The sequence below is a fragment of the Chitinophaga sp. Cy-1792 genome (genome assembly GCF_011752935.1).
Lineage (GTDB): Bacteria > Bacteroidota > Bacteroidia > Chitinophagales > Chitinophagaceae > Chitinophaga.
Genome location: NZ_VWWO01000001.1, coordinates 2,044,016 through 2,067,067, shown reverse-complemented (window position 1 = coordinate 2,067,067; position 23,052 = coordinate 2,044,016). Strand labels below are relative to the sequence as shown.

Sequence of the window (23,052 nt, the reverse complement as noted above, 5' to 3'; positions counted from 1 at the left end):
ATCTCTTAAAAAGAAATTTCTATTAAATAAGTGCTAAATAACTATACACATTAGCAGTATTTTTTTTAATTTTCCGGCTCGTTTTTAAACCGCATCTAATCAAAAACGCAAACAATGACGATTAATCATCAGGAAATCGAACTGATCGACAGCTTTGAACAAATTGCTGTGGAAATACATTCCTCTGCCAGGGAAGGTTCGAAAGCAATTGCTCAGGAGATCGCAGCTTTAATTCGCGAGCGCCAGGCTGCCAATCAGAAATGTGTATTAGGACTGGCCACAGGCTCCACTCCTAAATACCTCTATGCCGAACTTGTTCGCCTGCACAAGGAAGAAGGGCTGAGCTTCAAGAATGTTATTACGTTTAACCTGGATGAATACTACCCTATTGAGCCGGATGCTCTCCAGAGCTACAACCGCTTTATGAAAGAACATCTGTTTAATCATGTAGACATTGCCGAGGGTAATTATCATGTACCGGATGGAACTATTCCTAAAGACCAAATCAAGAAATACTGCGAGGAATACGATAAGATGATCGAAGCTGCCGGTGGTATTGATATTCAGATCCTGGGTATCGGTAACAACGGTCACATTGGTTTCAATGAGCCAGGTTCTCATATCAATTCCCATACTCGTCTGATCACATTGGATAACAGCACCCGTCTGGCCAATGCCTACGAGTTCCCTAATATGAGCCAGGTGCCACGCCTTGCCATCACCATGGGTATCGGTACTATCATGAAAGCTAAACGCGTGCTCCTCATGGCATGGGGTTCACACAAAGCTAAAATCGTTTGCCGCTCTGTAGAAGGTCAAAGCACTGACTCTGTTCCTGCTTCCCTCCTCCAACAGCATGCTAACTGCAAATTCGTTATCGATGAACAGGCAGCTACCGAACTTACCCGCTTCAAAGAACCATGGCTCACCGGCGACTGCGAATGGACTCCTGGTCTGATCCGCAAAGCTGTTACCGGCCTGGCACTCAAACTGAACAAGCCAATCCTCATGCTCACCGATAAAGACTACAACGAAAATGGTCTCAACGACCTCGTTGTGCAATACGGTTCTGCATATGAGCTGAATATCCTGGAATTCAACGCGATCCGTGATACCATCACCGGATGGCCAGGTGGTAAACCAGGCACCCAGCTGCCTAACCATCCTGAACGCTCCCAGCCTGAGAAAAAACGCGTGCTGATCTTCTCTCCGCACCCTGACGACGATATCATCTCTATGGGTGGTACCTTCATCCGCCTGCACGAGCAAGGTCACGATGTACACGTAGCTTACCAAACTTCCGGTAACATCGCTGTAACCGACGAATTTGTACTGCGCTTCATCGACTTCGCCGTAGGTTTCGAAAATATGTTCGATATCGACGGTAGCAAGAGCTCCGCTATCATGGCTGCTGCAAAAGCATTCATCAACAGCAAGAAACCTAGCCAGAAAGATACACCTGAGATCCGCTCCATCAAAGGACTGATCCGCCGTTGTGAGGCTAAAGCTACCTGCCGTTACGTAGGTATCGCTGAAGGTAATGAACACTTCATGAACCTGCCTTTCTATGAAACCGGCCTGGTAGAAAAGAAACCAATGGGTCCTGAAGATGTGAAACTGACCGTAGACCTCCTGCGCGAAATCAAACCACATCAGATCTATTGCGCTGGTGACCTCGCCGATCCACATGGTACACATAAAGTTTGCCTGGACATCATCTTCGCTGCCCTGGAAGAAGTTAAAAACGAAGACTGGGCGAAAGATTGCTGGGTATGGATGTATAAAGGTGCATGGCAGGAATGGGATATCCATGAAATCGAAATGGCTGTTCCTATGTCCCCTGACCAGGTTTACCAGAAACGTCTGGGTATCTTCATCCACCAGAGCCAGAAGGATGTCGTTCCTTTCCAGGGAACAGACTCCCGTGAGTTCTGGGAACGTGCGGAAGACCGTAACGCCAATACCGCTGGTTTATATGACAAACTGGGTCTGCAACAATACGCAGCCATGGAAGCTTTTGCACGCTACCACTTCATGTAATCAGCATAGAAAATATACAATAAGAAATCCTGCCCGTATAGGCAGGATTTCTTTTATACCTTATACCGCTGGTATAATTTAGCGTTGTTATTCCGATTATTCCGTTAAATTACGTCAGAAAACAGAATGATCATTCATGGAAAATGATATCCTTATTGACTTCAGGTTTACTAAGGCAAAACCCGGCTTCGGCGACCTGTTCCTGATAACAGGTGAAGCACACCCTAAATTCTCGCCTCGTAACACTGCTTTTGAAAAGCTGGCCCCTCTTGGCTTCGAACAACTCGACGACTTTTTTGGTATCCTCAATACTGAAGAAGGCGGAGATGATGTGATCGTATGGCTTTTCCCTATGCAAAACGGCGAGGAAGTATTCCACAACAGCGGCCCTTTCGATGCTATACGCCTGTCTTACAGCGCACTGCGTAATACACCGGAAAGCATCGCCACCCTGGAAGAATGCTTTAATACAATCAATGCTAGTCTGGATACCGAAATATTATTCGACGGTAATACCGTTAAATCTTTCGATGCCATCAAAAAGAAAGCAGATGAAATCGTGGCCCACTGGCGCGAAAACAATGTAGAACCCGGATCTGATGCCAGTCTGCTCATCGATGAAGATGATGAGGATTGGGAAGATGAAGACTGGGAAGATCAGGATTGGGTAGATGAAGATGAAGAAGAGAAAAAATAGTTGTGTTGTTTATAAGAATTAAAAATCAATCCCGTCTCTACTCAGTAGAGACGGGATTGATTTTTTAAGAGATATTCATTATCTTACATTACCTGTACTAATCCTGACGCCAACATCTATGACTAAACGTAATTCCAGAGGCTATGCCGGCCTTGCCTTAGCTGCCGTTTTTATCCTGATACTGATGGTATCCGGTATCCCTGGCTCCCACTCCGCAGCAAAAGAGAAATGCACCCAGCGTTCCGCCGTGGTAGCTGAAGTCAAAAATGGTACTCCCGGAATAGTCATACATCTCGCGCACGATCCCAAAATCTACTTCATCTCCCGTAAAAACGAACGCGGACTCACAGCAGCCATCCTCGAAAAACAACTGGAAGGCCACAACGTAAATATGCTCGTTGCTGATAACTGGTCGCCACTGGACCCATTCTCCAGTATGCTTGAAATAGAAGAAATTAAGATGAACGAAGCCATCATCTATAGCAACAAATAATCCCCTCGTTACAGCCATACAAGGTATTCCTCCGGCAGCATACTGCCGAACCATCCTTTTTTGTATCTTAGTCTCTGTATTTGTGAGACTTATGAAGAAAATCATTCCGTTCATCCTTGTTGTATCCGTGATAGTTGCCTGTACGGATAAACGTAAATCCCCAAAAGGGCAGGCCCAACTTGTCGACAGTATTACCACTCCTGTTACCAAACAGGCTAAACCCATTCTGGGCGAGCGTATCAACGGGTCGGCTACTGTGCGCCAGGCGCCAAACGGACAAACCATTGCTTCGCTCCTCGATTATGTACCCATCCGCTGCGCTGCCATCCGCCAGGGCTGGTACCCTGTTAATATCGATATAGACATTACTGCAACAGAGTACAATAACCCGACCTTTAAGAAAGGCCGGAAAATAGCTGTAGACGGTGTTCCCGCGGGAGAGCTGCTTCGAACAGTCAAACTCCCTGTTTCCACCAACGGCGAAAAAATGTGGGCTACCATCGAAGGGGTGGTGGAACAGAAAAGTATCCGCAACGGCACCATCATTGAAGTGGCGGCAGTTAACTTCCTCAAACAACATAAAGATTATAGTCTTGCCAGCCTCCAACCCTTTATCCACAACTTCAAACTGGATGAAGACAGCGCTATCAAGCCCTATGCACTCTTTTACAATTATGAAAGCGGTATCGACGACCCCAGTCCTATGTACCGCCTTGCTTTAATATGCCAGGGCAAACAGCTGATAGGTATCCTGCACTCACGGCCACTGACCTACGAAGGAACCACTCCACGCCGTCTCCAGAGAGGCTTTGCAGTTAATTTCCTGCCAGGTATTGATAATTATCTCAAAGAAGATTTCTGCAAAAAATTCAATACTTATATTGTAAGCGTTGATTAAGGTCATAACTTTTTGTTATAACCGATTACTATTAACCATTTGACTTCAGCCGCTGCTGTCCTGAACTTTGCATCATTATCAACGTTCAGAATATGCAACAACAGAAGACCATTACCCAGGCCACCAGACAAAAAAAATTACATAAGCCGCTTTTCATAACAGCCGCTGCCATCACCCTGCTTCCCTTTATCAGCACGCCGGTAGCGCTGCTGCTGGGTATAGGACTGGCCCAAACCATCGGCAATCCCTATCAGCAGCTGACCAGGAAACTCACGCACTGGCTGCTTCAGCTCTCCGTAATTGGCCTCGGCTTTGGCATGAATGCCCACAATGCCCTGAAAGCCGGCAGGGAAGGCTTTCTGCTTACCATCGCTTCTATCAGCACCACCCTGCTTTTAGGATGGCTGCTCAGTAAGATATTCCGCATAGATAAACATACTTCCCACCTGATCTCCAGCGGCACCGCCATCTGTGGAGGCAGCGCCATAGCGGCTATTGCGCCGGTAGTAAAAGCCAACGAAAAACAACTCAGCGTAGCCCTGGGAATTATCTTCCTGCTCAACAGCGTAGCCCTGTTCCTCTTCCCTGTTTTAGGGCATATGCTGCACCTCAGCCAGACCCAGTTCGGACTCTGGAGCGCCATCGCCATACACGATACCAGCTCTGTAGTTGGCGCCGCCAGCAAATATGGCGACGAAGCCCTGCAAGTGGCCACCACCGTGAAACTGAGTCGCGCCCTCTGGATCATCCCTGTGGCATTGATCACCTCCCTGCTGTTCAGAACCAAAGGAGCCACCATCAAGATACCATGGTTCATCGGGCTGTTTGTAGTGGCCATGCTTATGAACACCTTCCTTCCCATTCAGCAGATCAGCCCCATACTAACGGGAAGCGCCAAAACGGGATTATCCCTGACACTCTTCCTCATAGGAGCCAACCTCACCAGGGAAATGCTTCGGGGCATCGGCTGGAAGCCATTATTACAAGGGGTGCTGCTCTGGGCCTTCATCAGCATCAGCGCCTTAATGGTGATCCTGCAACTGCATTAATATTGCAGGAAATGTGCCCGCATTTATTTACATTTGATATACTAGGAATAACTGATACTCATCATTATTCATATCGTTCTGAAAAACTATTACTGGCCCTTATAACCATTTCAACTTATGAGCTGGAAATACGGCGGTCGCGCTGCTACGTTCATTGCTTTCTTCAGAGCAATCGAAAGTACTGCACCTGCCACCAGAAGGTTATTACATGATCCATTTGCAGCAGCGTTTCTCCGCCCATGGCAACAAACGGTGGTATCCTGCTGCAATGCCGGATTCTTCAGAAACATGGTAAAAAATCTGCTCCAGCTCCGTTGGGCCGGCGGTTATACCTCTGTGGTAACCCGCACCAGGCGCATCGATGACATCATCAAAGATGCCGTATCCAACAACGGTATCAACCAGATTATCACCCTGAATGCACGCTTCGACACCAGGGCACACCGCCTCCGGACCAGCATACCAGTGAATTATGTAGAAATAGACCATCCTGAAATGCAGCAACTCAAGCAAAGCAAACTCTATGACGTAATAGACATGCCCGTGAGCTTTGTAGATTATATCGCGCTGGATATGGAAAAAGAATCGCTATCGGAAGTACTGGTCAATCATCTGCAAAAAGAACATTATAAAACCCTCTTCCTCTGGGAAGGCATCACCTCTACACTCAACCCCGCTATCATCAATGACTTCTTCAGGTATGTAGCCAGGTACCCCGCAGGCACACAAATCATTTTCTCCTATATCCAGTCATCCGCATTGAAAAATTCGACAGATACAGCCATGCTCAAAGGCTACAACGATGTAGCACGGTTTCTCAAAAATGCCGGCGAAGACTGGAACTTCAGCGCCAATAGCGATACCTGGAAAAATATCTTCCAAAACCGTAATATGTTGATTCACTACGACGGTAATGCCAATGAATTCAGGCACCTCTACTTCAAACGCCAACGCTCCGGCATGAAAGGTTTTGAGTTCTGTCGTATCATCCACGCCGAATTACACTAACTTATCAGAAATTACAAATCATAATATGGAAACTGGGTCGGTTTAAAATATCTTTGCAGCACATCACCATCCCGACAGACCCATATGCATATTCATTACTTTCAGCATGTACCCTTTGAAGGATTAGGTTGTATCGCAGACTGGATAAATACCCACCAGCACCGGCTTACAGCGACCCGGTGGTTCGAACCGGACGCCGATACCAGTGAGGCAGCCAACGCCGATATGATCATCATCATGGGCGGCCCTATGGGCGTATATGAAGTAGCTGCCTACCCATGGCTCACAGAAGAAATAAATATCGTTAAATCAGCTGTAGCCAAAGGAAAGAAAGTATTGGGTATTTGCCTGGGCTCACAGGTACTGGCAGCCGCACTCGATGCTAACGTATACCCACATACGCAGCAGGAAATAGGATGGTTCCCGATAGATTTTACCTTCCAGGACAAGGCAGCCCAGCTGCTGGGTGTACTGCCACAGCATATGATCGTATTTCACTGGCATGGCGATACTTTCGACATTCCTGCCGGCGCCACACGCTTTGCCGCCTCTGCGGCCTGCAGTAACCAGGCTTACATCTTCAACAATGCAATAGGTTTGCAGTTCCACCTGGAACTTACGCCAGACTCACTGCAGGATATGCTGAAGAATGGCATCGGCGAAATTGCCGCCGGTGGCGCTTTCATCCAACATCAGGATACCATCCTGCAACACCAGGAACTCCTCACAGATACGAATAATACACTCATCAGACTGCTGGATTATCTGGCAGCTAAATAAAAATATATTATGGCCGCAGCTTATGACGTTTTGATAATCGGTGGTGGACCAATCGGCATCGCCTGTGCGCTCACCGCGCAGCGGGCAGGACTATCCTACCTGGTCATTGAAAAAGGTTGTCTGACCAACTCCCTTTACAATTACCCATTGTATATGACGTTTTTCAGCACCTCTGAAAGACTGGAAGTAGGTAATATTCCGTTCGTATCCATCAGCCCCAAACCCAACAGGCCGGAGGCTTTGGAATACTACCGCAGGGTTGCTGTCAGCAATCACCTGCACGTAAATCTCTTTGAAGAAGTATCAGAAGTAATACCTAACGGTAAAGAATATACGATACTCACCAATAAGCGCCAGTACCAGGCCCGCCACGTCATTATAGCCACCGGCTTCTATGATATCCCGAACCTGCTGAACATACCGGGAGAGGATCTTCCTAAACTAACACACTATTATAAAGATCCCCACTTCTACGCGACCCGTAATGTCATTGTTATCGGCGCCAACAACTCTGCCGTAGATGCCGCACTGGAAACCTACCGCAAAGGCGCAAACGTAACCATGATCATCCGTGAAAACGAAATAGGTAAACGCGTAAAATACTGGGTGAAACCGGATATAGAAAACCGTATCAAGGAAGGCAGCATTACCGCGCATTTCCATTCCTCGCTGGTGGCGGTAAGAGAAGAAGAAGCAGACATCCGGACACCGGAAGGCATCCTAACCATACCGAACGACTTTGTCATTGCCATGACAGGCTACCAGCCTAACTTTACGCTGTTGCAGAAAGCCGGCATCAAGTTATCTGAAGATAACAAACGTTATCCTGCATATAATCCACTGACGATGGAAACCAATATGGAAGGGATTTATCTGGCGGGTGTTGTTTGTGGAGGTATGGATACGCATGTCTGGTTTATTGAGAACTCAAGGGAACATGCGGATAAAATTATTCACCATATTAAGGCGAAAATGTAGTTTTTTGCTTCTTTTAAGCAGCGCCTATGGCGCTGCTTAAAAGAAGGCCCCTTTTGATTTCCGTGCCGAAGGCGCGGAAATCAAAAGGCTAAATAATATTAACTTCTCTCTCTAATACAACATTAAATTTCTCCTTCACACTCTCAATTACTTTCTGCGACAGCTCATAAATAGCATTCCCGCTGGCATTACCATAATTCACCAGCACCAGCGATTGTTTCGCATGAACCCCGGCATCCCCGTCCCTGTAACCTTTCCAGCCACATTGCTCTATCAGCCAGCCAGCAGCCAGCTTAAAGTTACCATCTGCCAACGGATAAGCCACCAGGTTAGGATAAGTGCCTTTCAAGGCTTCATAATGCACCAGGTCAACAGCAGGATTTTTAAAGAAACTGCCGGCATTACCAATTTCCGCCGGATTAGGCAGCTTACTGGTACGGATATTAATGACCGCCTGGCTAATAGCCTGTATAGATAAATCTTTTACACCCATATGTTCCAGCTCGGCCTCTATAGCGCCATAGCTGGTATTGAAATGGGGCTGCTTACTCAATCGGTAGGTTACGTTCAGGATCGCAAACTGATCTTTATACTGACGCTTGAATACACTCTCCCTGTAACCAAAATCACAGGCGGCATTATCAAACTTTACAACTGTCTTATCATGTAAATGAAATGCTTCCAGCTCCTGGAAAGTATCTTTGATTTCTACGCCATAGGCACCGATGTTCTGCATCGGACTGGCACCTACATTACCAGGTATCAGCGACAGATTTTCCAGTCCGGCCAGGTTATGCTGAATACAGTATTGAACGAACCCATTCCAGTTTTCGCCGGCGCCGGCTTTCACATATACGTAATCGTTATCTTCCCCGATAATCTCAATTCCCTTAATTTCATTTTTCAGCATAGCGCCATCGAAATCCCTGGTAAACAGTACATTACTGCCTCCACCAAGGATCATACGGCGTTCCTGCACCCTGGGATCTTCCAGCAATGCAGCAAGCTCCTGCTGGTTCGAAAAAGTAGAGAAATAGCGTGCAGTGGCAGAAAGGCCGAAAGTATTATATGACTTTAACAGAACATTATCAGATATCAGCATAACTAAGCATTCAAAAACTTAACTTTATAAGAGTATGAAGAAAATCATCAGGTGGTAGCCTGCCGCGTGCAGCCCACTATACAGAAAGAATTGGTGATACCTGTTTGATATTTCTTCTAACTATCAAAGATATAGGTTATCAATGGATTTACTAACAGTACATTCTATCCATGGAAAAAACAGCTATAGTAATTGGAGCAACAGGCCTTACAGGCACGCACCTGGTTTCTGCGCTTTTACATGATGGTTACTACACACATGTGAAGGTGCTGGTCAGGAAACACTGGTTCAACCCAAGACCGGGGCTGGAAAGCATTATCGTCAATTATGAAGATACCGGCAGCCTGCAATCATTACTGAAAGGCGATACCCTGTTCTGTTGCATTGGCACTACCATCAAAAAGGCCGGCAGCAAGGAAAATTTCAGGAAAGTAGATTTTGATATTCCGGTAAGATGTGCCACCATCGCACACCAGAACGGTGTAGAACAGTTCCTGGTAATGTCTTCGATTGGTGCAAACCTCTATTCCCGTAACTTCTACCTACGTACAAAAGGACAGCTGGAAGCTGCCATAGAAGCCATTAAATTCAAAGGCACCTATATCTTCCGCCCTTCTTTCCTGATAGGCCAGCGAAAAGAATTCCGGCTGGGAGAATGGATCAGCAAATACCTTATCCAGTTATTTTATTTTCTACTGCAAGGAAAATGGAAGAAGTACAGGGGGATCAAAGCCGCTACCGTGGCCAACGCCATGCTTAAAGTAGCCAAAAAGAACGAACCCGGTACCTATGTAATCGAATCTGATGCCATCCAGGAAATCGGAGAATCTCCGATCGCTGTTTGAGCAACACTACGTATCTTTAAATTCTTATGCAACGACTTATATTCTTCCTCACATTTTCCTGCCTGCTGACTTTATCCCGACCCGGTAAAGCGCAGGACGGCAGCTTTGCCGAAGGCTGGACGAAAGACGCCAGGAAACATACCGTCCCCACCGGACAAATGTATAACGTCCCATATTTCCTGTTACTCACCAGGGAAATTGTAAATTTTAATATCGATAGCAGGGATAAGGCAGATGGATATTCTTATTACCAGACCTTATACAAAAGCCTCCAGATTCAGCAGGACCTTGACCCGGACAAATTCGACAACCTCGAAATAAAATTAAAATCCTACGAGGAACCCCGTAGCATGCATATCCGCAAAATCAGCGCTGATGGCACCGCTACAGACCTCGAACGATCTGTACGCCTCAACCGTAACAGGGACGGCTCTTCTGAAATAAAAGTCACCGGACTCGCACTACGCAAAGGCGATGAGCTGGAATATGAACTGATCAGCAAAGTTCGTGGCGCCTATGCCGGCATCATGACCATTCAGTCCGATATCCCCTGCGCTGCTGCTGAATTCAGACTGATGACGCCTAAAACCATGGAATTCCTGGTGAAAAGCAATGCTGCCGATGTTTCCCCTACAGAAAGCCTGGAAGGAAACAGCCGCCTGTATGCCGCCACTGTTCATAATATCCCCCCTATCGTGGTGAATGACCTGTACAATGTGCAGTCCTTCCTTACCCGTATAGAATTCGGACTATTCAGCATCACTGAAAACGGCAAAACCAGCAAACTTACCTGGGACGACTTCGGAAAACAAACTTACGTGCCTTACGTAGCGCTCAGCAAAAACGAAGCTAAACAGGTAGAAAAGGAACTGGGCAGCCTGCCTTTCCTGAAAAACAGAATGCCGGTACAACAAACTATCTACATGGTAGAGCAGTATGTGAAGTCAAACTATGAGGTCTACCAATACCCTGGCGAGTTTGACCAGCCCGGCGATCTGGCAGTTGCCATCCGCGCCAAAAGGACCGATAAAGTCGGGATCATCCGCCTGCTGAATGCATTCTACTATTACCTCAACATACCAACACAGCTGCTGTTTACCTCTGCAAGAGATAATGTGCCGCTGAGCAGGGATTACATCAATCCTGACCTCGCTGAAAATACGCTGATCTACTTCCCGAATCAGGGACAGGCGATGGCCCCTACCGACTTCAGTTCCCGCTACCCTTGTTATCCGACACCATGGATTAACCAGCTGGCAGTACGTTGCAGGGATACCCTCGTAGGCCAGGAAAGCCAGGTACTCACCGATATGATGAATACCCCGATACCGCCTTATACATTCTCGAATATCAGTCTCGACGCCACCCTCACCGACTTCAACAACCCTACCTGGGATATTACGCAGTCGCTGGGAGGATATGCCGGCCTGAACGTGAAAAACGTATTCACCCGCACCGCAAAAAATCACGACGATAACGAAAGGAATAAAGTATTGAATGCCATCATTCCAATCTCACCCGAAGAAAGGAAAGTGGTGAAGTTTGAAGCATCCAATGAAGTGTTTACGGCACAACCGATGGACCAGCCTGCCGTGCTGAAATCCACTATCAATACGCCTAAGCTGATCGTTTCACAAAACAATACCAAAGAATTACGCCTTGGTGAAATGCTGGCAGGTGCCATTGTATTAAGTCCAAACCTGCCACCAGCAGGGTTCCCGGTACAACTGGCATTCCCGTTCTATTACGAAAGCCGCATCCACCTGGACTTACCGGCAGGATATAAAATAAAAAACAAAGCCGATTTTAATGTAAACATCAACTCAAAAGATGAGAAACTAGGCCTGAAAATGAGGATAGTACAGGAAGATAGCAAAGTGCATATCTACCTGATAGAATGGTTCAAAGACGTGGACTTCTACAACCAGGATAAAGAAACATTCCAGCAGGTCATCCAGCGGGTAAACATACTCCGCCAGCAGGTACTTACACTGGAAAAGTAATTCAATAGCGTATGACGCAAAAAAGAAATCCCGCAAACCGTATGGTTCGCGGGATTTCTTTTTTTATACAGCTTTATTCATATCGTAAAGGACGGTAGCCCGTTTCCATTTCCTCAATATCCTCTGCCCGACGTTTTAAATATTTTCTGATATACCACGCTGCCACAGCAACCAGGATACAACCCACAACAATAGGCCCCTTAGATGCAGCATCTTTTTCGATATTGTCAATATCAGCTTGCGGATTAAAAGTATGTACAGCAGGATCTGACTTTGAATAATATAACGGCATCGTTACTGTTTGCGGTTCTTCTTTCACCGTCTTCTTCTCATGATAGGTAGCATCTCCTATCTTATAGGAATACGAAATTTCATAGTCGGTAGACTTTACAACACCTTTTTTCTTTAAGATCGTTTGCTTGTACATGGGATCGAGAAGGGCCGTGGTGATGGTCGAATCCTTTATCATTGCCTGATAAACCGGAATTCTCTTTTTATCCAGTTGAAAGGCAACGTATAATGAGAAAAAAAAGATGGCAGCAACAAATAACAATACTATTCTGATGATACTCCCAATGTGCATGGGTGGGCGCTGTGGGTTTGTGTTAACTACAGTCATAGGTTTATAATTATTATTACACCAAGATAATAATTATAAAATATATAATAGTTTATATATACTAGATAAGTTGATTGACAATCATTTACACACAATCCACGTCTGGCACGATCACCACTGATCTGAATCTTTTTTCCGCCAGCAGCTGGATAAAGTATTCTCTCAGCAGGTATTTCGTTTGTGCGATCGCTTTAGCATCTCTGGGTAGTTTGATCAGCATTTCCTGCAGATAGTTATTTCTGACGCGGGCCACAGGAGGTGCGGCAGGTCCTACCATTTGCGGGCCTATATGCGGTTGCAGCCAGCTGGCCAGGATATGGCCGGCTTGTTCCACCGTTTGCTGATTTTTATGCTTTAAGGTGAGTTTCAATAAGCGATAAAACGGCGGATAGTGGAAGAACTGCCGTTCTGCGATTTCCGCCTCGTACATAGCTTTATAATCATGTGCCAGCACATAGTGCAGCACCGGATGCCGGGTATTGCTGGCCTGTACCAGTACTTTTCCCTGTCCATGCTTTCTTCCCGCACGGCCACTCACCTGCTCCATCAGCTGGAAAGCCCTTTCATTCACACGGAAATCGGGGTAACTTAGCAGACTGTCGGCACTGAGGATGCCTACCAGGTTTACATTTTCAAAGTCAAGCCCTTTCACAACCATCTGTGTACCCACCAGGATATCGATATCCCTGTCTTCCAGCAGCTTGATCATCTTGTTATGGCTATCTTTATTTCGTACTGCATCCACGTCCATACGGGCAATTCTTGCCTCCGGAAATATCTGCTGTAAATCGTCTTCTATCTTCTCTGTACCGAAGCTTTTAGGAATGAGCGACTGGCTGCCACAGGCAGCGCAGGTATATACATAGGGATACCTCGTACCACAATAGTGACAGGTTAGTTTATCCTGGTTACGGTGATAGGTCAGGGATACATCACATTGCTTGCAATGCGGTATCCAGCCACAGGTAGTACACATCAGGAAAGGCGCATAACCGCGGCGGTTCTGGAACAGGATTACCTGCTTCTGTGCAGCCAGACTTTCGGTAATGGCCACTTTCAATGCCTGGGAGAAATTGCCGTCCATGGTTTTTTCGGCCATTTCCTTTTTGATGTCCACAATATCGATAGCAGGCATTTCCAGGCCTCCATAGCGCTCGGAAAGCGTTACCAGCCCATATTTGCCCTGTTGGGCATTATAGTAAGATTCGAGTGATGGCGTTGCAGAGCCCAGCAGCACTTTAGCTTTGAACAATGCCGCATAATAAATCGCCGCATCCCTTGCATGGTAACGGGGAGCCGGATCCTGCTGCTTGTAGGAGCCGTCATGTTCTTCATCCAGGATCACCAGGCCAAGGTCGCGGAAAGGCAGCAACAGGCTGGAACGCGCGCCCAGTACAATACGCAGGTCACCGTTCTTTACCTTATTCCAGATTTCCACCCGTTCATTGTTATTGAACTTGGAATGATAGATACCGATCTGTTCACCAAAATGTTTCTGCAAACGGCGGATGATCTGTGCAGTCAGCGCGATTTCCGGGAGCAGGTACAATACCTGTTTTCCCGCTGCCAGCGCTTCTTCCATCAGCTTTACATATACCTGCGTTTTACCGCTGGAAGTAACTCCGTGCAACAGCGTTACCTGTTTGGATTTGAAATGTTCCTGTACGGCAGCAAAGGCCAGTTCCTGTGCAGGACTCAGGTCAAAATCCAGCTGAATATCAGACTTATGGTGTTTGATACGATCAACGGCGCGTTTCTCCAGGAGGAGAATACCCTTATCCGTCAGGCCTTTCAGCTGGGCGGTGGTAGCACCCGACTTCTTCAGCAGCTCGGGTTGTGTCACCTGGCCGGCTGTTTTGATAAGATGCAGATAAGCCAGCAGTAACTCCATCTGTTTGGGTGCACGTCCTAAATCATTGAACAGTGCCGCCAGTTTTTCTTCCTCGTGATAATCAGGATGAAGTAAGACGAAGTTTTCTGTTTTCTCTTTATATACTTCTTTTAATTCTTCATAAACCAGGCATACTTTTTTCTCGATCAGTTTTTTGATAACAGAATAAACTTCTGACTTGTCGAGAATCAGCTGCACCTCGTCAATACGAAGCTCCTTGCGGATTTGCAGGGCTTCGGCAATGAGATATTCATCATCGTCCAGCTGCGTATAGTCGTCGCCGAAAGCATCGTTATGCAGGAGCAACGTTTCGCTGGAGAGTTTAAGATGTGCCGGGAGTGCGGCATTCAGTACTTCGCCCTCACTGCACATGTAATAACTGGCTATCCACGACCAGAAGGTTATCTGTGTCGGGTATACGACCGGTTCCTTGTCCAGCAGGTCCAGTAAGGGTTTGGTTTTATAGTCGGCAGGTGCATTGTCATGTATTGCCTTCACTATACCGGCATACTTTTTCTGTTTACCCAGCTGAACAGCCACACGACTGCCCACCTGGATAGTGCCGAGCATATTGTCCGGAACAGAATAGGTGTAATTTTTTGGTAAGGCGAGTGGTAATATTACATCTGCATACTTCATGCGGTAGCTTGCAATGTTGGGTATTGGCGGCGTTTACGCAGCTCTGCGTCCATTATTTCGTAAACACGCTGTTTAAGGGTGTTGATATCGTCGAGGGTGAGGCCTTCCACCGGAACATTCGGGAGAAATACCACGCGGCATTTTCCTGGATTCAGTCCCATGAGGCCACCAGACGGAAAGCGGTCGCCGGCATCCACATATAATACCGGTTTAAGCGGGATCTGCATTTCAATGGCCATACGGAAAGCACCGTTATGGAAAGCACGCAGTGGCTCCTTTGTATCGTTGGTAGTACCTTCCGGAAACATCAGCACGGAGATACCGGCTTTCAGCATGGTCATCATTTCACGCACACTTTTGGCGCGTGCAGGTGCATTGGAACGGTCTACCGCTACGACAGAATTCTTATAAATGAACCCAAAAAACGGGATTTTAGACATTTCCACCTTTCCCAAAGGACGGAAAGGGAGTCGCATTACCTTTACTGCAATGGCTGCATCGAGGTAGCTGCGGTGGTTTACCACAAAAATACAAGGTTCATCATCCTGCTCACATGTATACTCCCTTGTAACAGGCATGCCTACCAGCGGAAACCAGGTATGTGCCCAGAAACGAAGGAAATAGAAGATGATATTTCCGCCCCGTTGCTTGCCCAGCAAAGACGCCAGGAAAATTGGCGGCAATATCAGAAACATGATTCCCAGAAAAAGGATAGCGGCGTATACTACATAGATAACACGCAACAATTTCATTAATAATTTCATAAACGCCCCTTGAAAGTGGTTTAATTAAGCTGGAAAACTACGACTATTATTACTAATAACGAATTCCGTTTTAGAATAATATACCTATTCACAATGACAGGTCCAATCCTTGTCCAGGTCAATACAGGTAATCACGCGGGCGTTTTCCTCATCGCAGGGAGCAAACACTATCCGGAGGTGCTGTCCGTCATGCGAATACCCCTCCAATGCAAAGGTTGGGCACGGATGATCATTGGGGTTTGATTTTTCCAGGTTGATGTTACCGTCATGAAGAATCTCTTCCACTTCCGCCTCCGTCACATGACGACAATCCATGCGACATTTGGCATGTTTCGTATATTCAAGGTGTGCGCGTCTATTCAGTAATTTTCCGGTATATGCCGCAGAAGGCCTGGGAGGATGAGTAACCACTGCCCCCGGTTTGGCAGCCGTTGGCTCACTTCTCCACCATTTCTGATGCCAGCCGGCCATGAGAAGTAGTGCTAATAACCCGACAGGAAGATATTTTTGTGCAGCTTTCATAAAATCTAATGGGGGCGTAAATTAGTCAAAATTACTGACCTGTCTATGACATAAAAAGTTGCTACCTTTGCCGTCCTTTATGGAACAAGTAAAAACAGTAGCATTTCATACACTAGGCTGCAAGCTGAACTTTTCAGAAACCTCCTCTATCAGCAGGTTACTGGAACAGGATGGCTTTGTAAAAACAGATTTTGACGGTACAGCAGATGTATACGTCATCAACACCTGTTCAGTTACAGATAATGCAGATAAAGAGTGTCGCCAGCTGGTACGTCGTATCCAGCGCCGCGCACCGGAGAGCATGGTTGTTATCACTGGTTGCTACGCCCAGTTAAAACCTGCCGAAATTGCCGCAATTGAAGGCGTAGACCTCGTACTCGGGGCTGCTGAGAAATTCAATATCGCCGAACACCTGAAAACACTCACCAAAGGCGACAGTGCTAAAATCTGTTCCTGTGATATTGAAGACGTAAACTCCTTCCACTCCTCCTATTCCTTACACGACCGTACCCGTACCTTCCTTAAGGTACAGGATGGCTGCGATTATAACTGTACCTTCTGTACCATTCCCATGGCCAGGGGTAAAAGCAGAAGCGATAGTGTTGAAAACGTAGTTAAAAACGCGGAAACACTGGCAGCTAATGGCGTAAAGGAAATCGTACTCACCGGTGTAAACCTGGGCGATTTCGGGAAAGGATTTGAAGGCGGTAAGAAAAGAGAAGAAACTTTCTTCGAACTCATCCAGGAACTGGAAAAAGTAGCTGGCATCGAACGCTACCGTATATCTTCCATCGAACCTAACCTGCTCACCAACGAAATCATCGAATTTGTGGCCAACAGCCGCAAATTCATGCCGCACTTCCATATTCCATTACAGAGTGGCAGCAATGATATCCTGGGCCGCATGCGCCGCAGATACCGCAGAGAACTATACGCTGAAAAAGTAGCGCTCATCAAACAATTCATGCCACATTGTGCCATAGGCGTAGACGTGATCGTAGGATTCCCTTCCGAATCAGAAGAACATTTCCGCGAAACATACGACTTCCTGCACAGTCTGGATGTATCTTACCTGCACGTATTCACCTATTCTGAACGTGCCAACACCATGGCGCTGGATATCCAGCCTGTTGTACCGGTAAACGTACGCCACGAACGCAATAAAATGCTCCGCAACCTCAGCCATAAAAAGCTGCAGTTCTTTACCGAACAGCATATCGGCGAAACCAGGAAAGTCCTCTTTGAATCTCATAACAAAGATGGCATGATGGAAGGTTATACCGATAACTATATCAAGATCACGACGCCTTTCAGAGAAGAATGGGCTAACAATATCATCGACTGGGAAATGAGATAATTGTTTATCCACTGGATAAAATCAATTTTATCATCTTCCTAAGGAAAAAATATAAAAAAAGAGCTGACCAACGCGTCAGCTCTTTTTTTATGCTAAAATCAATATAAGCTTCAGAAAAATAATGGGAAAAACATCTTCATTATTTCTAATTTCATAAAAAATACCGAACCCTTCACCTATGAAAAAATTATGCTTACTGGCAGCTTATGTCTTGTTATCTACCTATTCCAGTGCCCAAAAAGTAATCTCCATCGAATCGTATACCCAACCTGTTCCTGAAGGAAAAAAATGGGTCATTCCGCTAAATAAACAGCTGCTTATTGCTGTAAACCCGGAAGCATTAAATATGGGGAACGCCTGCAGTGCCAGTTTGCTCACTGACAATCCATCCACTGGTGCTATTTATGTATATACTAAAGCCTACATCCCCGATTATGGCTACTATATAATGTTTAAAGGGTTAAGATCATCCGGCTTTACCCCAAACGTACTAGCTATTACTCCCACACAGTTTAAATATTATAATCCCACTGAGGCAGGCAAAGGACTGCAATCCCTGAATGACAACCTGGTATTTTATCCGGGAGAATATGTAGGAGTTGATGAATGCCTGGTTAGTATACAGGCATATGAATACCCATTAAACGCAAAAGAATTGCAGGCGCGTAAAACAGCGCTGAACAAGGAAGCAGCCAGGGAAGCAGCCAATGCTGCCGCACTAAAAGCAAAAAAAGCATCTGAACAGGCGGCAGCAGCCAAAGCAGCAGAAGCCGAACGTCAGGCAACACTCAAAGCAAGAAAAATAAAAGAAGCCGACCTGAAAAAGAAATACGAAACTAAATTACCCTTCGACTACGCAGACGTTGACAACGATCCTATCACTGAGCTTTCCAATAAAGACGCATTCTGCCAGGAGATGGAAGAATTCCTCCACCTGGATAAACCAGGCAATTATGACATCTTCTTCACGGTAGATCTGATCTTTGACACTAACGGTAAAATCATCAGTGCTGTAAATGATCATTCAGACAATGTAAGATTATTAGCCACCCTGCAGAAATACTATACCGTAACGCCAGCCGAAATAAATATTGATGGCGAAAAGAAGTATGTACAACTGAAAGCTAATATGCGATTCAGCAGGCTGAAAACTGTCGTAAAAGATCAGGTATCAGGAAGCATGACGGCTACTGAAAATGCCGATAACACACTTTCAATCAATCTCTATAAAAATGCGGAAAATAAAAAAACACTGAATGAATCCGATACCGCGTTTGTGGGCCTTTTGTATAAGGAGGTGGTGAAACAATATACCCATGCGAAGAAAAAAGAAGTAAATAACAAGACAATTAAGGCAGACAGAACGATCTATAGCTATCTGATTTCTTTTAACCACAAATACCTCGGTACTAACGATATTGAACACACGTCACTGAGCAATTACTCCGTTTCAAAGCAGCACGGCTCAAATGCCTGGATTGGCAAAGCGGCACTCATAGGCGCAGATATTCTGATAAAATAGCAGCAGTAACAAAGGGTCTCGACTAAGTCGAGACCCTTTGTTACTATCAATATCATCTTTTTACTTATCTGTATTTTCAATTAATAGCTGTTGACCTTTCTTCAACATCATCACTGTAATACCATCACTACCTGTTTTAAACGATGATGACGCCATCGCCCCAGCAGCCCACTTTTTAAACGGCAGTTTTATCTTCAACAGACCATCTTTTTCTGCTGTTATTTTTACTGATTGCATTTTACCATTTTCCTTTTTTGCAGAGATAACAAAAGCGCCTTCTGCCCGCAGATCCTGGAATGATACATCTTTCCAGCTATCAGGAACTGCAGGGAATACTTCGATATAACCCATCCTGCTCTGTAACAACAATTCATGTACACCCTGCATAAACGCAAAGTTACCTTCCAGTGTAAATGGCCTGTAGGTAAAATTGGAATACTCTCCGCCTTTCTGATCTCCATTCAGATGAAAACTATTCACAGAACAAAAATTGGTGGCAAAAATATCCAGTTGTTTAACAGCTTTATCTGCCTCATGGGCACGTGCATACAGGCAGGCCATCCAGCTGAAGGAATAACCACACCATTCACGGGTACCATTCTTCTCTATCTGCTGCAGCGATTGGTGTATAATGGCTGCATCCTCCTGTTTATTATCATCCAGTAACGCCAACGGATATACGGCCATGTATGGCGACATATGCCGGTGCGATTCCGTAAGATCCTGTCCGGGCGCCACTGTGAGCCCCGTCTTATTTACATCATATGCGGGCAACTCTGATAAAATCTTTTGCCAGTGCGATGCTTCATTTTTGTTGTTGCCAGCGGCAGCTACTTCTGCGGCTGCAGTAAATAAGAATTTTGCCAATCCTAAATCGAAGTTCGTCCACTGTGGAAACCAGGCATTGATATTATTATCGTTAAACTCAGGACTGGAGCTGAGTGGCAGCACTCTTACCCCATTCTTCACCTGGCTGATATGCTCCAGATAAGTAGCTGCTTCATGGATATAGGTATATGCTTTTGTTTTCAGGAAGTTGTCATCCATGGAATATTTCCATTGCCAGTAGAAATGTTGTGCACACCAGGCCACCACTGTAGGCGACAGCGAATACTGAATCCAGCCACCCATCGGACTTCCATGCAACGTAGCTGTGCCGGGAACGTTCAATCCTTCCACGCCAAAGTATTGCTTTGTGTATTGCTTGTTGGCGGCTCTCATGTTCCAAAGCCAGTTAATATATCCTACAGCAAGATCCAGGTGGTTGCCGGTATAGGTAGGCCAGTAGCTGAGCTGCGTGTTGAGGTCGTTGTGGAAATCTCCTTTCCATGGTGGCAGGTTGCCGTTATCGGCAGTCCACACGGCCTGCAGTGTAATGGCCGGCGTGTTGCTTCTGGCCACAGCACCCAGTTTATACATATCCAGGTAATACTGACGCGCTATAATACTGTCAGGTAGCGAAACGGAAGACTTAGCCCAGAAACCAGTCCACCATTGGATATGCGCCTGCCAGTCGGCAGTGGATTGCAGATTATTATTCAGCACAGGCAGTACTGCTGCCTTATCATTTTCAATCACCCAGCTACCTATAATGCTGTTATCCGGTAACTTTTTCCATTGGATTTTTATTTCAAAATAGTGATGAGCATAGGTAGGTTGTTTATAGCTGATGGTATTTCCATTGCGCGTCACCACACCATTTTTATAGCCCAGCAACTGCACACTTCCCGGCGAAATACCGCCATTAGTGCTGGTTTTCAGGGTATCTGCAAATTTGTGTACGATTAATTCCGGTGATAAAACTTTAACTATCTCATCATCTTTTAATACCGGTAAATGACTGAAGGAGAAGTAACCAACATTTTGTGTTGCGGCTATGTAAGACGCAAAAGTAGCACCAGAGGAGAACTTCACGGTATTTAATGCGGTCTGGATATCCAGTACATTGGATACTACTGTGCCTAAACGTTCTATTTGAAATTCCATGGCCGCTACCGGCAATTTGGTAGGGTAAGGTGCATGGTAGGGATCATCGCCGAGGCGGTGTGCGGAATCATATTTTTTTTGCGCTACCCAGCGTTGTACATCTTTAAAATTAAATTTAGAGAGATCCAGTGCCTGTCTCTCATCCCAGAGGTCGGCCCGGTCGAGCGAAAGCCGGAGCCTGCCCTGTTTTTCCCATATCAGTGCCCCCAACATACCATTACCTAATGGCATGGCCTCATCCCAACGTTGGGCCAGGTGAGCTGATTCCAGGTTATATGCCGGCTTTACCTGCGCATTTGCGGTGGAAAAGGCTCCCGGAAGGCATAGGAAAATAAATACTATTGCTGCTTTTTTCATTGTTGATATTTTGTTCACTCCCTCTATTTTAGAAAATAAAGGATTTAATATCCAACTAAGATATCCAGGAAGATGATGTTACCCGTAAATTATTTTAGCAAATGCTGGCGTTATTTTAGCCGGATGATAGCATAAAAAAGGCGGAATCAGGAATTACCCTATCCGCCGGAAAATGTAATGATGGAAATGCGATTATTTCGGAAACCCTGTAGAAGCTTTCACTTCATCCATTTGCTTGTTGTGACGGGCCGTATGAGCAGCGTCCAGTAACAGCATCTGATAGGCATCAATGGTACCTAAAGGTGTTTTATCGGTTACATGGTTACGCAGGTCATCATTTGTGTTGGTAACATATGCGATGAGCGCATTACGTTGCGTCACAAAATTATTGATCACCTGTTGAGGTGTCTGGCCTTCTTTAGGCACAAATGGCTCCGGGGCTTTTGCTTTGTGGCTGCGGTCTTCCACCATGTTGAGGAGTTGGTCATCCGTCACTTTGATGTTTGCACGCAGCGCAGGATTGGCAGGCTGTTTAACCAGCTGCTGTTCTCCGTCGGACATGGCTTTCTCCACCAGCGTAATATGTTCTACGCAGTCGATAACAGACCATCTGTCGGGCGCGGGTTTGTATTTTAATTGTTCGTCCGTAAGGCCTTGTACGGTTTTCAGGACATTGTCCCTGGTTTGTGTTAATTGTGTAATGAGCAGGGTTTTGTCGTCCTGAGCAGCAATCCGGGGTTGATTGGGGAAGATAAAACCTGCACACATCACAACAACCAGCGCTAAGAATGAATTTTTCATCGTGGGGGTGTTTGGTGGTAAATTTCTAAACGGAAAGTTCGTGAAGTTACTAAACTTTATAGAGACGTAGTAGCTCAAGAAATTTAATTCTTGGTATCGAAACAGCCCCTAGCGAGGCCAGGTGATCCGTTTCTACCTGGCAGTCGATTAAAGCCAGGTCATGGTTTTTCGTATACTCCTGTACAAACGTAATGAATGCCGCCTTGCTGGCATTACTTACTTTGGCAAACATCGACTCACCAAAGAAAACCTGCTTGATACGGATGCCATACAAGCCACCTACCAGCTCCTCATCTTGCCAGGCTTCTACCGACATGGCATGACCTTCATGATGCAAACGTACATAGGCTTTTTTCATATCGTTCGTAATCCAGGTGCCCTGCTGGCCGGCTCTGGGCATACGGCTGCAATTATCAATTACCTGCTCAAAGGCCTGATTGAAGGTTATCCGGAAAGTTTGTTTTTTCAGTACCTGCTTCATGCTGGCAGATACCTTCAACGCGTGGGGATATAAAATAAACCTGGGATCGGGACTCCACCATAGTATAGGCAGGTCGTTGAACCAGGGAAAAATACCGCTACGATAGGCCAGCAGCAAGCGGTCTGAGCTCAGGTCTCCTCCTACCGCCAGCAGTCCGTCGGATTCCGACATCCGCGGATCAGGAAATATCAGTTCTCTCGTTAATCGGAAGATCATGCAA

At 45.9% G+C, this 23,052-nt stretch carries 20 protein-coding genes; 12 read left to right on the top strand and 8 right to left on the bottom strand.

From position 1 onward, the window contains the following. The first annotated feature begins 114 nt into the window (after positions 1-114). From nagB to F3J22_RS08465, 8 genes are all read left to right on the top strand, one after another. A complete protein-coding gene (gene nagB / locus F3J22_RS08500) occupies positions 115-2,040 on the top strand; it encodes a glucosamine-6-phosphate deaminase (RefSeq protein ID WP_167016143.1) in 1,926 nt (641 codons plus the stop codon). Between the two features lie 136 nt (positions 2,041-2,176). Further along, positions 2,177-2,737, top strand: coding sequence for a hypothetical protein (locus F3J22_RS08495; RefSeq protein ID WP_167016141.1), 561 nt, complete (start codon positions 2,177-2,179; stop codon positions 2,735-2,737). Positions 2,738-2,855: 118 nt separating this feature from the next. Continuing rightward, positions 2,856-3,230, top strand: coding sequence for a hypothetical protein (locus F3J22_RS08490; protein ID WP_167016139.1), 375 nt, complete (start codon positions 2,856-2,858; stop codon positions 3,228-3,230). Positions 3,231-3,321: 91 nt separating this feature from the next. Continuing rightward, a complete protein-coding gene (locus tag F3J22_RS08485) occupies positions 3,322-4,128 on the top strand; it encodes a hypothetical protein (protein ID WP_167016137.1) in 807 nt (268 codons plus the stop codon). A 92-nt stretch (positions 4,129-4,220) separates the two neighbouring features. Next, positions 4,221-5,177 carry a YeiH family protein gene (locus F3J22_RS08480; RefSeq protein WP_167016135.1) on the top strand — a complete coding sequence of 319 codons (957 nt, stop codon included), beginning with the start codon at positions 4,221-4,223 and terminating at the stop codon, positions 5,175-5,177. Between the two features lie 117 nt (positions 5,178-5,294). Continuing rightward, positions 5,295-6,185 (top strand): class I SAM-dependent methyltransferase, encoded by an 891-nt coding sequence (locus F3J22_RS08475; protein WP_167016133.1) that lies wholly within the window; start codon positions 5,295-5,297, stop codon positions 6,183-6,185. Positions 6,186-6,269: 84 nt separating this feature from the next. Further along, entirely contained in the window at positions 6,270-6,965 is a 696-nt protein-coding gene (locus tag F3J22_RS08470; RefSeq protein ID WP_167016131.1) for a gamma-glutamyl-gamma-aminobutyrate hydrolase family protein, read from the top strand. A 9-nt stretch (positions 6,966-6,974) separates the two neighbouring features. After that, on the top strand, positions 6,975-7,943 hold the full coding sequence (locus F3J22_RS08465) for a YpdA family putative bacillithiol disulfide reductase (protein WP_167016129.1): 969 nt from the start codon (positions 6,975-6,977) through the stop codon (positions 7,941-7,943). Positions 7,944-8,031: 88 nt separating this feature from the next. On the opposite strand, the gene murB is transcribed toward F3J22_RS08465, so the two are convergent. After that, entirely contained in the window at positions 8,032-9,045 is a 1,014-nt protein-coding gene (gene murB / locus F3J22_RS08460; RefSeq protein ID WP_167016127.1) for a UDP-N-acetylmuramate dehydrogenase, read from the bottom strand. Between the two features lie 170 nt (positions 9,046-9,215). On the opposite strand from murB, the gene F3J22_RS08455 reads away from it, so the two are divergent. Both F3J22_RS08455 and F3J22_RS08450 read left to right on the top strand, forming a co-directional pair. Further along, entirely contained in the window at positions 9,216-9,890 is a 675-nt protein-coding gene (locus F3J22_RS08455) for an NAD(P)H-binding protein (RefSeq protein WP_167016125.1), read from the top strand. A gap of 26 nt (positions 9,891-9,916) precedes the next feature. Continuing rightward, positions 9,917-11,893 (top strand): DUF3857 domain-containing protein, encoded by a 1,977-nt coding sequence (locus F3J22_RS08450; RefSeq protein WP_167016123.1) that lies wholly within the window; start codon positions 9,917-9,919, stop codon positions 11,891-11,893. A 73-nt stretch (positions 11,894-11,966) separates the two neighbouring features. Here F3J22_RS08450 and F3J22_RS08445 read toward each other — a convergent pair whose 3' ends face one another. The 4 genes from F3J22_RS08445 to F3J22_RS08430 all read right to left on the bottom strand — a co-directional run bounded on the left by F3J22_RS08445 (position 11,967) and on the right by F3J22_RS08430 (position 16,328). Further along, entirely contained in the window at positions 11,967-12,512 is a 546-nt protein-coding gene (locus tag F3J22_RS08445) for a hypothetical protein (RefSeq protein WP_167016121.1), read from the bottom strand. A gap of 85 nt (positions 12,513-12,597) precedes the next feature. After that, complete coding sequence (priA, locus tag F3J22_RS08440; RefSeq protein WP_167016119.1) at positions 12,598-15,042, bottom strand: primosomal protein N'; 2,445 nt, start codon at positions 15,040-15,042, stop codon at positions 12,598-12,600. Further along, on the bottom strand, positions 15,039-15,806 hold the full coding sequence (locus tag F3J22_RS08435; RefSeq protein WP_167016117.1) for a 1-acyl-sn-glycerol-3-phosphate acyltransferase: 768 nt from the start codon (positions 15,804-15,806) through the stop codon (positions 15,039-15,041). The genes priA and F3J22_RS08435 overlap by 4 nt, the downstream gene beginning before the upstream one ends. Positions 15,807-15,890: 84 nt before the next feature. Further along, positions 15,891-16,328, bottom strand: a complete 438-nt coding sequence (locus tag F3J22_RS08430) for a DUF4258 domain-containing protein (protein ID WP_167016115.1) — start codon at positions 16,326-16,328, stop codon at positions 15,891-15,893. Positions 16,329-16,407: 79 nt separating this feature from the next. Between F3J22_RS08430 and mtaB the strand changes: the two genes are divergently transcribed. Next, the gene (gene mtaB, locus F3J22_RS08425) at positions 16,408-17,685 is read left to right on the top strand and encodes a tRNA (N(6)-L-threonylcarbamoyladenosine(37)-C(2))-methylthiotransferase MtaB (RefSeq protein WP_167016113.1); all 1,278 of its coding nucleotides are present in this window, start codon (positions 16,408-16,410) and stop codon (positions 17,683-17,685) included. A 178-nt stretch (positions 17,686-17,863) separates the two neighbouring features. Further along, entirely contained in the window at positions 17,864-19,207 is a 1,344-nt protein-coding gene (locus F3J22_RS08420; protein WP_167016111.1) for a hypothetical protein, read from the top strand. A 60-nt stretch (positions 19,208-19,267) separates the two neighbouring features. On the opposite strand, the gene F3J22_RS08415 is transcribed toward F3J22_RS08420, so the two are convergent. The 3 genes from F3J22_RS08415 to aat all read right to left on the bottom strand — a co-directional run bounded on the left by F3J22_RS08415 (position 19,268) and on the right by aat (position 23,048). Next, positions 19,268-21,550, bottom strand: coding sequence for a glycoside hydrolase family 95-like protein (locus F3J22_RS08415; RefSeq protein ID WP_167016109.1), 2,283 nt, complete (start codon positions 21,548-21,550; stop codon positions 19,268-19,270). 192 nt (positions 21,551-21,742) lie between these two features. Continuing rightward, positions 21,743-22,351: a DinB family protein gene (locus tag F3J22_RS08410; RefSeq protein ID WP_167016107.1), complete on the bottom strand. Its 609-nt coding sequence runs from the start codon at positions 22,349-22,351 to the stop codon at positions 21,743-21,745. A 49-nt stretch (positions 22,352-22,400) separates the two neighbouring features. Beyond that, positions 22,401-23,048, bottom strand: coding sequence for a leucyl/phenylalanyl-tRNA--protein transferase (aat, locus tag F3J22_RS08405; RefSeq protein ID WP_167016105.1), 648 nt, complete (start codon positions 23,046-23,048; stop codon positions 22,401-22,403). Positions 23,049-23,052 lie beyond the last annotated feature (4 nt).

Coding starts and splice junctions, on each gene's coding strand:
- nagB (WP_167016143.1), top strand. CDS start 115: ATGACGATTAATCATCAGGAAATCGAACTGATCGACAGCTTTGAACAA.
- F3J22_RS08495 (WP_167016141.1), top strand. CDS start 2,177: ATGGAAAATGATATCCTTATTGACTTCAGGTTTACTAAGGCAAAACCC.
- F3J22_RS08490 (WP_167016139.1), top strand. CDS start 2,856: ATGACTAAACGTAATTCCAGAGGCTATGCCGGCCTTGCCTTAGCTGCC.
- F3J22_RS08485 (WP_167016137.1), top strand. CDS start 3,322: ATGAAGAAAATCATTCCGTTCATCCTTGTTGTATCCGTGATAGTTGCC.
- F3J22_RS08480 (WP_167016135.1), top strand. CDS start 4,221: ATGCAACAACAGAAGACCATTACCCAGGCCACCAGACAAAAAAAATTA.
- F3J22_RS08475 (WP_167016133.1), top strand. CDS start 5,295: ATGAGCTGGAAATACGGCGGTCGCGCTGCTACGTTCATTGCTTTCTTC.
- F3J22_RS08470 (WP_167016131.1), top strand. CDS start 6,270: ATGCATATTCATTACTTTCAGCATGTACCCTTTGAAGGATTAGGTTGT.
- F3J22_RS08465 (WP_167016129.1), top strand. CDS start 6,975: ATGGCCGCAGCTTATGACGTTTTGATAATCGGTGGTGGACCAATCGGC.
- murB (WP_167016127.1), bottom strand. CDS start 9,045: ATGCTGATATCTGATAATGTTCTGTTAAAGTCATATAATACTTTCGGC.
- F3J22_RS08455 (WP_167016125.1), top strand. CDS start 9,216: ATGGAAAAAACAGCTATAGTAATTGGAGCAACAGGCCTTACAGGCACG.
- F3J22_RS08450 (WP_167016123.1), top strand. CDS start 9,917: ATGCAACGACTTATATTCTTCCTCACATTTTCCTGCCTGCTGACTTTA.
- F3J22_RS08445 (WP_167016121.1), bottom strand. CDS start 12,512: ATGACTGTAGTTAACACAAACCCACAGCGCCCACCCATGCACATTGGG.
- priA (WP_167016119.1), bottom strand. CDS start 15,042: ATGAAGTATGCAGATGTAATATTACCACTCGCCTTACCAAAAAATTAC.
- F3J22_RS08435 (WP_167016117.1), bottom strand. CDS start 15,806: ATGAAATTATTAATGAAATTGTTGCGTGTTATCTATGTAGTATACGCC.
- F3J22_RS08430 (WP_167016115.1), bottom strand. CDS start 16,328: ATGAAAGCTGCACAAAAATATCTTCCTGTCGGGTTATTAGCACTACTT.
- mtaB (WP_167016113.1), top strand. CDS start 16,408: ATGGAACAAGTAAAAACAGTAGCATTTCATACACTAGGCTGCAAGCTG.
- F3J22_RS08420 (WP_167016111.1), top strand. CDS start 17,864: ATGAAAAAATTATGCTTACTGGCAGCTTATGTCTTGTTATCTACCTAT.
- F3J22_RS08415 (WP_167016109.1), bottom strand. CDS start 21,550: ATGAAAAAAGCAGCAATAGTATTTATTTTCCTATGCCTTCCGGGAGCC.
- F3J22_RS08410 (WP_167016107.1), bottom strand. CDS start 22,351: ATGAAAAATTCATTCTTAGCGCTGGTTGTTGTGATGTGTGCAGGTTTT.
- aat (WP_167016105.1), bottom strand. CDS start 23,048: ATGATCTTCCGATTAACGAGAGAACTGATATTTCCTGATCCGCGGATG.